The organism is Streptomyces sp. Sge12, assembly GCF_002080455.1.
GTDB lineage: Bacteria > Actinomycetota > Actinomycetes > Streptomycetales > Streptomycetaceae > Streptomyces.
On record NZ_CP020555.1, the window covers coordinates 5,232,864 to 5,245,928 of the forward strand.

Genomic DNA, 13,065 nt, shown 5'->3' on the forward strand with positions numbered 1-13,065 from the left:
GAGCAGACGTGACCAACGTCCCGGAGACGGGCCGCACCTCCCGGGTGCACATCAGGCTCGTCATCATGCAGGTCCTCGTCTTCTCGATGCTGATCACCCTCGGCGGCCGGCTCTGGTTCCTCCAGATCCGCAACGGCGCCGAGTACTACCACGAGGCGAAGAGCAATCACGTCCAGCGGGTCGTCCAGCCCGCCGTGCGCGGCTCGATCCTCGACGCCCGCGGGGTCCCGCTCGCCGACAACGAGACCCGCCTCGTCGTCTCCGCCAGCCGCACCGCGCTGATGAAGATGAAGGACAAGGGCAAGGGCGTCATGACCCGCCTCGCCGACGTCCTGGACATGAACCCCAAAGAGGTCATGGACAAGGTCCGGCTCTGCGACTCGCAGACCCCCAAGCCCTGCTGGAACGGTTCCCCGTACCAGCCGATCCCGGTCACCCTCGAAGCCACCACCCAGCAGGCCCTGCAGCTGCGCGAACGCCCGGAGGAGTTCCCCGGCATCACCGCGGAGCCCACCGCCGTCCGCCGCTACCCGGCCCCCGGCGGGGCCCGCACCTCGCAGGTGCTCGGCTACCTCTCGCCGGTCACCGACGAAGAGATCCAGAAGGCCAAGGACACCGATTCGCCGCACCTGCGGTCCGACCAGGTCGGCCGCTCCGGGATCGAGCGCACCTACGACCGGCAGTTGCGCGGCAAGGCGGAGGTCACCTCGTACGAGGTCGACAACCTCGGCCGGGTCATGGGCCAGACCAAGTCCGACCCGGGCATCGCCGGATCCACCCTCGTCACCAGCATCGACGCCCGGGTCCAGGCCGTCGCCGAGTACGAGCTCCAGGACGCGATGAAGGTCGTCCGCAACGAGACCGACAACATCACCGGCCGCAAGTACGAGGCCGACTCGGGCGCCGTCGTCGTCATGGAGGCCAAGACCGGCCGCATCGTCGCGATGGCCTCCCAGCCCGACTACGACCCCAACGCCTGGGTCGGCGGCATCTCCGGCAAGGACTACGCCCGGCTCACCAGCAAGAGCTCCAACTATCCGCTGCTCAACCGGGGCATCCAGGGCATGGCCCCCGCGGGCTCCATCTTCAAGGTGGTCTCCGCGAGCGCGGCCGTCCGGGCCGGCTACAAGTTCGACGACAAGTACAACTGCAGCAGCTCCTACAGCCTCGGCGGCCGGAGCTTCGCGAACTTCGAGTCCAAGGGGCACGGCCCCATCACCCTCGGGGACGCCCTCAAGTTCTCCTGCAACACCGTCTTCTACGCCCTGGGCCACAAGGAGTGGCAGCGCGACGGCGGCCTCAGCCCCAAGAAGGACGCGCACGACTGGTTCTACCGGACCGCCCGGGAGTTCGGACTCGGCTCCGAGACCGGGATCGACCTGCCCAACGAGGTCACCGGCCGCATCCCCGACCGGAAGTGGAAGCAGAACTTCTGGAAGGCCAACAAGAACGCCTGGTGCAAGCAGGGCAAGCGGGGCGGCACCTACGTCGAGCAGATCGCCTACGAGAGCTGCCTCGAGGGCAACCAGCTGAAGGCGTACGACAGCATCAACTTCGCCATCGGCCAGGGCGACGTGCTGGTCACCCCCATCCAGATGGCCACCGCCTACTCCGCCATCAGCAACGGGGGCACCCTCTACAACCCCACCGTGGGCAAGGCCGTGATCAGCCCCGACGGCAAGCACATCGAGATGATCAAGCCCCAGTCCCACGGCAGGCTGCCGATCAACGCCAAGACCATCGGCGACCTCGACAAGGGCCTGCGCTCGGTCGTCGAGCCCGGCGGCACCGCCGCCTGGCGGTTCGGCGGCTGGCCGATGGACAAGATCCCGATGCACGCCAAGACCGGTACCGCACAGGTCTACGGCAAGCAGACCACGTCCTGGCTGGCGACCTACACCAAGGACTTCACGATCGTCATGACGATCTCTCAGGGTGGCACCGGCTCCGGGGCCTCCGGCCCCGCCGTACGCAACCTCTACAACGCCATCTACGGTCTGACCATGGACGGGAAGCCGAGCCCGAAGGGGGCCCTGCTGCCGGGCCCGGAGGCCGGACTGCCCAGGATCAACCCGGACGGTTCCATCGACTCCCCCGAGATCCGGCCGTACGTACCGCCGTCCCCGGAGCAACTGGAACCGCCGGCGCTCGCCGGGCCACCCCCGACACGGCACGACTGAGGACCGAATACGACATGCCCACCGCCAACAAGTTCTCCGTCTCCCGGTACGCGCCCGAGCGCGGGGCGATGGCCAGGCTCACCGCCCGCGACTCCGTGGTGCGCCGGCTCGACTGGCCGATCCTCCTCTCCGCGCTCGCCCTGTCCTTCCTCGGTGCCCTGCTGGTGTGGTCGGCGACCCGCAACAGGACCTCGCTGAACCAGGGGGACCCGTACTACTTCCTGGCCCGGCACGCCCTGAACACCGGCATCGGCCTCGTCCTGATGATCGGCACCATCTGGCTCGGCCACCGCACCCTGCGCGGTGCGGTGCCGATCCTCTACGGGCTCTCCCTGCTGCTGATCCTGGCCGTGCTGACCCCGCTCGGCGCGACCATCAACGGCGCCCACGCGTGGATCGTCATCGGCGGCGGGTTCTCCCTCCAGCCGTCCGAGTTCGTGAAGATCACGATCATCCTGGTGATGGCGATGCTGCTGGCCACCCGGGTGGACGCGGGCGACCTCGCCCACCCGGACCACCGCACGGTCGTCAAGGCGCTCTGCCTGGCGGCCGCCCCGATGGGCATCGTCATGCTGATGCCCGACCTCGGCTCCGTAATGGTCATGATCGTCATCGTGCTCGGCGTGCTGCTGGCCTCCGGTGCCTCCAACCGCTGGGTGCTGGGCCTGATGGGGGCGGGCGCCGGCGGCGCCATCCTGATCTGGCAGCTCGGCGTCCTCGACGAGTACCAGATCAACCGCTTCGCGGCCTTCGCCAACCCCGAGCTCGACCCGGCCGGCGTCGGCTACAACACCAACCAGGCGCGCATCGCGATCGGCTCCGGCGGGCTGACCGGGTCCGGGCTCTTCAAGGGCTCGCAGACCACCGGCCAGTTCGTGCCTGAGCAGCAGACCGACTTCGTCTTCACGGTGGCGGGGGAGGAGCTGGGCTTCGTCGGGGCCGGGCTGATCCTCCTGCTGCTCGGCATCATCCTGTGGCGGTCCTGCGTGATCGCCCGGGAGACCACCGAGCTGTACGGGACGATCGTGTGCGCCGGGATCATCGCCTGGTTCGCCTTCCAGTCCTTCGAGAACATCGGCATGACCCTCGGCATCATGCCGGTGGCCGGGCTCCCACTGCCGTTCGTCTCCTACGGAGGCTCGTCCATGTTCGCGGTGTGGGTGGCGATCGGCCTGCTCCAGTCGATCAAGGTGCAACGGCCATTGTCAGCCTGATGTGCCGTTCACCCTGCCGACGTGATCCGTTCAGGACTAAGTTCGGTCTATGGCGGACACCAAGCGCGAAATCGAGCGAAAATTCGAGTTCTCCAAGGCCAAATCTGCCCGGCGCGGGGTGCCGGACCTGACGGGCACGGCCGCCATCGCGGCCGTCTCCGACCAGGGCACCGTCGACCTCGACGCCGTGTACTACGACACCCCCGACCAGCGGCTCGCCGCCGACGGTCTCACCCTCCGGCGCAGAACGGGCGGCGCGGACGAGGGCTGGCACCTCAAACTGCCCGTCTCCCCGGGCGTGCGCGACGAGATCGGGGCATCGCTCAGCGACACCGTCCCGCCCTCCCTCGCCGCCCTCGTCCGCTCCCGGGTACGCGGCGCCGGACTCCGTCCGCAGGTCAGGCTGGTCTCCTCACGCCGCGTCAGCCACCTGCTCGACGCCGAGGGGGCCCTGCTCGCGGAACTGAGCACCGACGAGGTCCTGGCCGAGCGCGGCGACACCACCGCCGCCTGGACCGAGGTCGAGGTGGAACTGGCCGACGGGGTCGACCCCGAACTGCTCGACGCCGTCGAGAAGGCCTTCCGCAAGGCCGGGCTCAAGGTCTCCGACGCCCCCTCGAAGCTCGCCCGGGCCCTCGCCGAGACCGACGCCGAGCCCCCGGCCCGGCACGTGGGCGGCGGCCCCGAGGGCACGGCGGGCGCGCACGTGCTGGCGTACCTGCGCGAACAGCGTGACGCCCTCGTCGCCCAGGACCCGGCCGTGCGGCGCGCCCTGCCGGACTCCGTCCACCAGATGCGCGTCGCGAGCCGCAGGCTGCGCAGCGCCTTCAAGACCTACCGCAAGGTGATCGACCGGGCGGCCACCGACCCGATCGGCGAGGAGCTGCGCTGGCTCGCCGCCGAACTCGGCGTCGACCGCGACCAGGAAGTACTGCTGGAGCGGATCCAGGGCCACCTCGGCGAACTGCCCCGCACCCTGCTGATCGGCCCGGTCCGCAGCAGGCTGCGCGTGTGGAACACCGCCCGCCGCTCCGGATCGCGCCGCAGGGCGCTCGCCGTGCTGGACAGCGCCCGCTACGTGGCCCTGCTGGACGCCCTCGACGCCCTGCTGGACAGCCCGCCGCTGAAGCAGGCCGCCGCCCGGCCGCCGCAGGAGGTCCTGCCGAAGGCGGTGCTCCGCGACTACGAACGCCTCGCCGGCCGGGTCGCCACCGGGCTCTCCCTCGACGCGGGCCACGAACGGGACCTGGCCCTGCACGATGCCCGCAAGGCGGCCAAGCGGCTGCGCTACGCCGCCGAGTCGGCCGAGCCCGTCCTCGGCAAGCCGGCGAAGCACCTGGCCAAGGCCGGGAAGTCGGTGCAGAACCTGCTCGGCGACCACCAGGACAGCGTGGTGGCCCGCGAGGCCCTGCGCGGCCTCGGCGCCCAGGCGACGGCCGCGGGCGAATCCGCCTTCACCTGGGGTGTTCTCCACGCCCGCGAGGAATCCCTGGCCGAGCGGCGCGAACGCGAACTTCCGGACATCTGGTCGGAGGCCTCCGACCCCGCACTGCGGGCCGCACTGGAATGATCATGTGGGTGGGGGCGGCTGAGCCTCGGGGTACGCTTGAGAGCTGCCCCCTGCCCGCTTCACGAAAGTCGCGTGATGACCGAGTCGGTCTTCCCTCAGCTTGAGGCCCTGCTTCCGCATGTGCAGAAGCCCATCCAGTACGTCGGCGGTGAACTCAACTCCACGGTCAAGGAGTGGGAGAGCTGCGACGTCCGCTGGGCGCTCATGTACCCGGACGCGTACGAAGTCGGGCTGCCCAACCAGGGCGTCATGATCCTGTACGAGGTGCTCAACGAACGCGAGGGCGTCCTCGCCGAGCGCACCTACAGCGTGTGGCCGGACCTCGAAGAGCTGATGCGCGAGCACAAGGTGCCGCAGTTCACCGTGGACAGCCACCGCCCGGTCTCCGCCTTCGACGTGTTCGGCCTGTCCTTCTCCACGGAGCTGGGCTACACCAACATGCTCACGGCGCTGGACCTCGCCGGCATCCCGCTGGAGGCCCGCAACCGCACCGTCGACCACCCGATCGTCCTCGCGGGCGGCCACGCGGCCTTCAACCCCGAGCCGATCGCGGAGTTCATCGACTGCGCGGTCATCGGCGACGGCGAGCAGGCCGTCCTCGACATGACCGAGATCATCCGCACCTGGAAGGCCGAGGGGCGGCCGGGCGGGCGCGAGGAAGTACTGCTGCGCCTGGCGAAGACCGGCAACGTCTACGTGCCGGGCTTCTACGACGTCGAGTACCTGCCGGACGGCCGCATCGGCCGTGTCGTGCCCAACCGCTCCGGCGTGCCGTGGCGCGTGTCCAAGCACACCGTCATGGACCTCGACGAGTGGCCCTACCCCAAGCAGCCCCTGGTCCCGCTCGCCGAGACCGTCCACGAGCGCATGTCCGTGGAGATCTTCCGCGGCTGCACCCGCGGCTGCCGTTTCTGCCAGGCCGGCATGATCACGCGCCCCGTGCGGGAGCGAAGCATCACCGGCATCGGCGAGATGGTGGAGAAGGGCCTGAAGGCCACCGGCTTCGAGGAGGTCGGTCTCCTCTCCCTGTCCTCCGCGGACCACACGGAGATCGCCGACATCGCCAAGGGCCTCGCCGACCGCTACACCGACGACAAGGTGGGCCTGTCCCTGCCGTCGACCCGCGTGGACGCCTTCAACGTGGACCTGGCCAACGAGCTGACCCGCAACGGGCGCCGCTCCGGCCTGACCTTCGCCCCCGAGGGCGGCTCCGAGCGCATGCGCAAGGTCATCAACAAGATGGTCTCGGAAGAGGACCTGATCCGGACCGTCGCCACGGCCTACGGCAACGGCTGGCGCCAGGTGAAGCTGTACTTCATGTGCGGCCTGCCCACCGAGACCGACGAGGACGTCCTCCAGATCGGCGACATGGCGGTCAACGTCATCGCCAAGGGCCGCGAGGTCTCCGGCCAGAACGACATCCGCTGCACGGTGTCCATCGGCGGATTCGTGCCCAAGCCGCACACCCCCTTCCAGTGGGCCCCGCAGCTGTCGGCCGAGGAGACGGACGCCCGCCTGGGCAAGCTCCGCGACAAGATCCGCGGCGACAAGAAGTACGGCCGCTCCATCGGCTTCCGCTACCACGACGGCAAGCCGGGCATCGTCGAGGGCCTCCTCTCGCGCGGTGACCGCCGCATCGGCGACGTCATCCGCGCCGTGTACGAGTCGGGCGGCCGCTTCGACGGCTGGCGCGAGCACTTCAGCTACGACCGCTGGATGGAGGCGGCCGAGAAGACGCTGCCCGCCTACGGCGTGGACGTGGCCTGGTACACGACCCGCGAGCGCACCTACGAAGAGGTCCTGCCCTGGGACCACCTGGACTCCGGTCTCGACAAGGACTGGCTCTGGGAGGACTGGCAGGACGCCCTCGACGAGACCGAGGTCGACGACTGCCGCTGGACCCCCTGCTTCGACTGCGGCGTCTGCCCGCAGATGCAGACCGAGATCCAGATCGGGCCGACCGGCAAGAAGCTGCTGCCGCTCTCGGTCGTGAAGTGACCGGTTCCCTCCGCTGAACCGCAGATGAAGGGCCCCCGACTGCAACGGTCGGGGGCCCTTCCTGTGTCCTTGGCTTCATGAACACCAAGACGTCGCAGCCCACCCCCGGAGGTGAAGGCTGCCTGGTCGGGGCCCTCCGGATCCCCGTGAAGATCGTGGCGCTGCTGGTCGTACTGCCCGTACGGGTGGTCTGGGACCTGCTCGTCGCCCTCGGGCGCCTGCTGTACCGCCACGTGATCGCGCCCGTGCTGACCCATGTGGTGCAACCGGTGCTGCGCGCCCTGGGATGGCTGGTGGTCACCCTGGTCAAGCTCCTCTTCGTCTGGCCCTGGCTCGGACTGTGGCGCTACGTCCTGCGGCCGGTGGGCTCGTGGCTGTACCTCCACCTCCTCGCCCCGGCCGGGCGGCTGCTGTACGTGTACCTCCTGCGCCCGCTGGCCCTGCTGACCTGGCGCTACGTCCTCGTTCCGACCGGTCGGGCCCTGATCAGGCTGGCCGAGGCGGCCCACCGGTACCTGCTCCTGCCCCTCTACCGCTACGTCCTCACCCCGCTCGGCAAGGCCCTCGCATGGGCCTGGCACGTGGCCGGAATCATCACCGGGGCGCTGTGGCGGGCCCTGAAGTGGAGCGGCCGCGTACTGATCGGGTGGCCCGCCACGCAGGTGTACCGGTACGTCCTGACACCGGCCGGACATCTCGTGCGCGCCGTGTGGCGGCCGGTCCGCGACACGGTCCGGCAGGTCCGTGCCGAGGTCCGCCGCGCACTGTTCGGTACTCCTCCCGTGGAACCGGCGAGGTCACGGGCGCGTACTCTGGGTAGTACGACAGCCGCAGGCAACACGCCCGCTCCCGAGATCTCCCTCCACGAACGGCAGGGGTGAGCCGGAGGCAGGGCGGCGCCCGCCGGCCCCACAGACGCTCAGGGCGACGCGCGAGCCGCGGAGCCCCGCACAAGGAGAAGAACCACTGGGCAAGCGACAGCCCGAAGGCCCGCCTCCCGCACCGGTGGTGCAGCGCATCCGACTGCGCTACACCAAGCGCGGCCGCCTCCGGTTCACCAGTCACCGCGACTTCCAGCGCGCCTTCGAGCGGGCCCTGCGCCGCGCCGAGGTGCCCATGGCGTACTCGGCAGGCTTCACCCCGCACCCGCGCGTCTCGTACGCGAACGCCGCCCCGACCGGGACCGGCAGCGAGGCGGAGTACCTGGAGATCGCCCTCGCCGAGCCCCGCGACCCCGAGAAGCTCCGTGAGCTCCTCGACGAGTCGATGCCCACCGGGCTCGACATCATCGACGCCGTGGAGGCCCGCACCTCGGGCCTCGCCGACCGGCTGACCGCCTCCGTGTGGGAGCTGCGCCTCGACGGCGTGGAGCCCGCGGAGGCCGAGCGGGCCGTGACGGCGTTCCTCGCAGCCGAGACCGTGGAGGTGCAGCGCCGGACCAAGAACGGCATGCGGACCTTCGACACACGTGGCGCGGTCGTCAGCCTGGAAGCCCTTCCCGCCCCGGCTGATAGGCCGCTGGACAATGCCTGTGCGATACTGCGCCTGGTTGTTCGGCATCTGACACCTGCCGTGCGACCCGACGACGTCCTGTCCGGTCTCCGAGCTGTGGCCGACCTGGCGCCGCCGGTCCCCTCTGCGGTGATCAGGCTGGCGCAGGGGCTCTTCGACGAGGAGTCCGGCACGGTGACCGACCCGCTCGCGCCCGACCGCGAGGCTGACACGGCCGCCCCACCCACGGCCGCCGTAGCAGCCGACGCGAAGGCGCCGGAAGGTCCCGCCGCGTAGGGATCGTCGTCGTCGCGCAGCCCTGGTACTCGGGAGCCACCTGGGTCGGGCCGCGCACTGACCTGAAGACTTCCGCCAGGCCGTACGGACAACACGTACGGAACCGGCGGCCATGGACTACAGCTCCCGTGTGGCGAACGCGCCCCGGAGGCCGGTTCCGCGCTCATTACGCGGAGCCGTGCCGGACCGGAAGTCAGCCGCGGCGCCCGGGAGCGTGACGGGAGAACCGCCCGCAATGCTCAACAACGAAAACGACATCACCCCTGCTGGTAGCGCCGACAGCGGCAGCCCCAGCGACAACCTGCCGCCGCGCCGCCGCCGCCGTGCCGCCTCCCGGCCCGCGGGTCCGCCCGGTGGGGCCGTCGCCGAGACGACCCCGGTGACGGAGGCCGCTGCGGCCGCCCCCGCCGAAGAGGCCGCTCCGGCCGCCGCCCCCGCCCGTCCCCGCCGCCGCGCGACCCGCGCCGTGGCCGCTCCGGTGACCCCGGCCGCCGAGGCCGCCGTCGTCGAGACCCCGGCAGCCGAGCCCGCGCCGGTCGCCGAGGAGGCTCCGGCCGCTCCGGCCGCGCGTGCCCGTCGCCGCGCCACGCGCGCCGTCGCCGCCCCGGAGGCTCCCGCCGCCGAGGCCGCGCCCGCGCCGGTCGTGGAGGAGGAGGCTGCGGCTGCTCCGGCTCCGCGTGCCCGCCGTCGTGCGACCCGCGCTGTTGCTGCTCCGGCTGCCGAGGCGGCTGCTGTGGTCGAGGCTCCCGCTGTGGAGGCTGCGCCCGCGCCGGTCGTGGAGGAGGAGGCTGCGGCTGCTCCGGCTCCGCGTGCCCGCCGCCGTGCGACCCGCGCTGTTGCTGCTCCGGCTGCCGAGGCGGCTGCTGTGGTCGAGGCTCCCGCTGTGGAGGCTGCGCCCGCGCCGGTCGTGGCCGAGGAGGCTGCGGCTGCTCCGGCTCCGCGTGCCCGCCGTCGTGCCACCCGCGCCGTGACCGCCCCGGCCGCCGAGGCCGCCGCCGTCGTGGAGGCGCCCGCCGCCGCCGAGGCCGCGCCGGTCGTCGAGGAGGCCCCCCGGGCCGCCCGCGCCGTGACCGTCGCCGACGCCGTCGACTCGCCGAAGCGCGGCGGCCGCCGTCGCGCCACCCGCTCCGCCGCGCCGGCCGCAGCCCCGCAGCCGGCCGACCGGCCCGCCGAGAACGCCGAGCCCGCCGCCCCGGCCCGCGCCCGCCGCGCCGCGCGTCCCGCCGTGGCCGTCTTCCAGGCCCCGGTCTTCGCCGAGCCGATGTTCCAGACCCCCGAGACCGCCGCCATGGCCGCCGCGGCCGCCCGCGCCGCCGCCCCGGCCGAGGAGGTCGAAGAGGAGGAGGAGCTCACCGAGCTCACCGCCGAGACCGAGGCAGCCCCGGCCCCCGCCGCGCAGCCCGCCGGCCGTCGCCGTCGCCGTGGCCGCGGCGCCGCCGAGGCCGCTCCGGTCGCCGAGGCCGCTCCCGTCTCCCTTCCCGAGGTGCTCGCGGAGGAGCAGCCGGAGGCCGAGGCCGCCGAGCTCGACGAGGAGTCCGCGGAGTTCGACGAGGGCGACGAGTCGGGCGAGCGCCCGTCGCGCCGCCGCCGTCGCGGAGGCCGTCGCCGCCGCCGCGGTGAGGCCGCCGACCTCGACGAGTCCGCCGAGGAGGAGAGCGAGACCGCCGAGCGCGACGCCGCCGACCAGGAGGGCGAGGAGGAAGAGGACGAGGAGGCCGAAGAGGCCCTCGGCTCCAGCTCCAGCCGCCGCCGCCGCCGTCGCCGCCGCCGCAGTGGCGAGGGTCCTGCCGAGGCCGCCGAAGCGGGCGACGAGGACGGCGTCCGTACCGTCGTCAAGGTCCGCGAGCCGCGCCCGGCGCGCGAGAAGGCCGAGCCCGGTACGAGCGCCGACGAGGTCCAGTCCATCAAGGGCTCGACCCGCCTGGAGGCGAAGAAGCAGCGCCGCCGCGAGGGTCGCGAGCAGGGCCGCCGCCGCGTGCCGATCATCACCGAGGCCGAGTTCCTGGCCCGCCGTGAGGCCGTCGAGCGCGTCATGGTCGTCCGCCAGGCCGGCGAGCGCACCCAGATCGGCGTCCTCGAGGACAACGTGCTCGTCGAGCACTACGTCAACAAGGAAGAAGCCACCTCGTACGTCGGCAACGTCTACCTGGGCAAGGTCCAGAACGTGCTGCCGTCCATGGAGGCCGCCTTCATCGACATCGGCAAGGGCCGCAACGCCGTCCTGTACGCCGGCGAGGTCAACTTCGAGGCGCTCGGCATGGCCAACGGGCCGCGCCGCATCGAGTCCGCCCTCAAGTCCGGCCAGTCGGTCCTGGTGCAGGTCACCAAGGACCCGATCGGCCACAAGGGCGCCCGCCTGACCAGCCAGGTCTCGCTGCCCGGCCGCTACCTGGTCTACGTGCCCGAGGGCTCGATGACCGGTATCAGCCGCAAGCTGCCCGACACCGAGCGCGCGCGTCTGAAGACCATCCTCAAGAAGATCGTCCCCGAGGACGCGGGCGTCATCGTGCGCACCGCCGCCGAGGGCGCGAGCGAGGACGAGCTGCGCCGCGACGTCGAGCGTCTGCAGGCCCAGTGGGAGGACATCCAGAAGAAGTCGAAGCAGATCTCGACCTCTTCGCCGAGCCTGCTGTACGGCGAGCCGGACATGACCGTCCGCGTCGTGCGCGACATCTTCAACGAGGACTTCTCGAAGGTCATCGTGAGCGGTGACAGCGCCTGGGAGACCATCCACGGCTACGTCAACCACGTGGCCCCGGACCTGGCCGACCGGCTGTCCCGCTGGACCTCCGAGGTCGACGTCTTCGCGACGTACCGGATCGACGAGCAGCTCGCCAAGGCGCTCGACCGCAAGGTGTGGCTGCCCTCGGGCGGCTCGCTTGTGATCGACAAGACCGAGGCGATGATCGTCATCGACGTCAACACCGGCAAGTTCACCGGTCAGGGCGGCAACCTCGAGGAGACCGTCACCAGGAACAACCTGGAGGCGGCCGAGGAGATCGTGCGCCAGCTGCGGCTGCGCGACCTGGGCGGCATCGTCGTCATCGACTTCATCGACATGGTCCTGGAGTCCAACCGCGACCTGGTCCTGCGGCGCATGCTGGAGTGCCTGGGCCGCGACCGTACGAAGCACCAGGTGGCCGAGGTCACCTCGCTGGGCCTGGTCCAGATGACCCGCAAGCGGGTGGGCCAGGGCCTGCTGGAGTCCTTCTCCGAGACCTGCGTCCACTGCAACGGCCGCGGCGTCATCGTCCACATGGAGACCCCGACCGCGGTCGGCGGCGGTGGCAACGGCAAGCGCTCCAAGCGCCGCGGTGGCCGCGGTGACTTCGACCAGCACGACCACGAGGTCGAGACGGTCGAGACGGAGGGGTTTGAATCCGAGGCCGAGGTGGCCGCGGAGGCCGCCGCGCCGCGGGCCCTGCCCGAGCCGGAGTTCGTCGCGGACGAGGAGCTCTACAGCAGCCCGGCCGAGGCCGAGGCCGCCGCGGGCATCAGCGGCCGCCGCAACCGGCGCCGTGCCACCCGCAAGGCCACCGCTCCGGCGGGTGCCCCGCGGGGTGCGGCCGCCGCGCCGCAGGCCCCGGCCCCCGTGGTCGAGGCCGAGCCGGTGACCGAGGCCGCCGACACGGTGCTGGAGCCGACCGCCGAGGTCGTCGCCGAAGCCGTGGAGGCCTCGGAGGTCGTCGCCGAGGTCGTGGCCGAGGCCGTGACCGAGGACGCCGCGCCGAAGGGCCGCACCCGTCGCCGGGCGACCCGCAAGGCCACCGCCCCGGCGGGCGCCCCGGCGCCCGCGGCCGAGGTGGCCCCGGAGCCGGAGCCGGTCGTCGTGCCGGAGCCCGAGCCCGTCGTCGAGCCGGAGCCCGTCGCCGAGGTCGAGGAGGCCCCCGTCGTGGAGGCCGCTCCGGCCCGTCCGCGCCGCCGTGCCACCCGCAAGGCCACCGCGCCCGCCGGCTCCCCGGCCGGCTCGGCAGAGGCCGCCGTGGTGGTCGTGGAGGCCCCGGTGACCGAGGTCGAGACGCCGGCCGAGGAAGCCGCACCGGTCGAGGAGGCCGCCCCGGCCAAGAAGACCGCCAGGAAGGCCGCGGCCAAGAAGGCGCCGGCCGCGAAGAAGGCCCCGGCCAAGAAGGCGGCGGCCGCCAAGAAGACCGTGGCCAAGAAGGCGGCCACGACCAAGAAGACCGCGGCGAAGCGGACGACGAAGAAGACCGCGGCGGCGGAGCAGCAGACGCTGCCCTCCGTCTCGGCTCCGACCGAATCCTGATCGCCCGCTGAGTGACACAGCGGCCGTGGGCCCCGCCGAACGGCGGGGCCC

7 protein-coding genes are annotated in these 13,065 nt (G+C 72.0%); all 7 read left to right on the top strand.

Annotated features, from left to right (window positions below; all coding sequences use genetic code 11):
* Positions 1-8 precede the first annotated feature (8 nt).
* The 7 genes from mrdA (at position 9) to B6R96_RS23430 (ending at position 13,014) form a co-directional block, all read left to right on the top strand.
* The gene (gene mrdA, locus B6R96_RS23400) at positions 9-2,180 is read left to right on the top strand and encodes a penicillin-binding protein 2 (protein WP_081523556.1); all 2,172 of its coding nucleotides are present in this window, start codon (positions 9-11) and stop codon (positions 2,178-2,180) included.
* 14 nt (positions 2,181-2,194) lie between these two features.
* Positions 2,195-3,394 carry a rod shape-determining protein RodA gene (rodA, locus tag B6R96_RS23405; RefSeq protein ID WP_030384683.1) on the top strand — a complete coding sequence of 400 codons (1,200 nt, stop codon included), beginning with the start codon at positions 2,195-2,197 and terminating at the stop codon, positions 3,392-3,394.
* 49 nt (positions 3,395-3,443) lie between these two features.
* Complete coding sequence (locus tag B6R96_RS23410) at positions 3,444-4,964, top strand: CYTH and CHAD domain-containing protein (protein ID WP_081523557.1); 1,521 nt, start codon at positions 3,444-3,446, stop codon at positions 4,962-4,964.
* Between the two features lie 72 nt (positions 4,965-5,036).
* Positions 5,037-6,962, top strand: coding sequence for a TIGR03960 family B12-binding radical SAM protein (locus B6R96_RS23415; protein ID WP_184791952.1), 1,926 nt, complete (start codon positions 5,037-5,039; stop codon positions 6,960-6,962).
* A 77-nt stretch (positions 6,963-7,039) separates the two neighbouring features.
* Positions 7,040-7,843, top strand: a complete 804-nt coding sequence (locus B6R96_RS23420; protein WP_081523558.1) for a hypothetical protein — start codon at positions 7,040-7,042, stop codon at positions 7,841-7,843.
* A gap of 127 nt (positions 7,844-7,970) precedes the next feature.
* Positions 7,971-8,750, top strand: coding sequence for a TIGR03936 family radical SAM-associated protein (locus B6R96_RS23425; RefSeq protein ID WP_081525215.1), 780 nt, complete (start codon positions 7,971-7,973; stop codon positions 8,748-8,750).
* A gap of 235 nt (positions 8,751-8,985) precedes the next feature.
* Positions 8,986-13,014, top strand: coding sequence for an Rne/Rng family ribonuclease (locus B6R96_RS23430; RefSeq protein WP_081523559.1), 4,029 nt, complete (start codon positions 8,986-8,988; stop codon positions 13,012-13,014).
* Positions 13,015-13,065 lie beyond the last annotated feature (51 nt).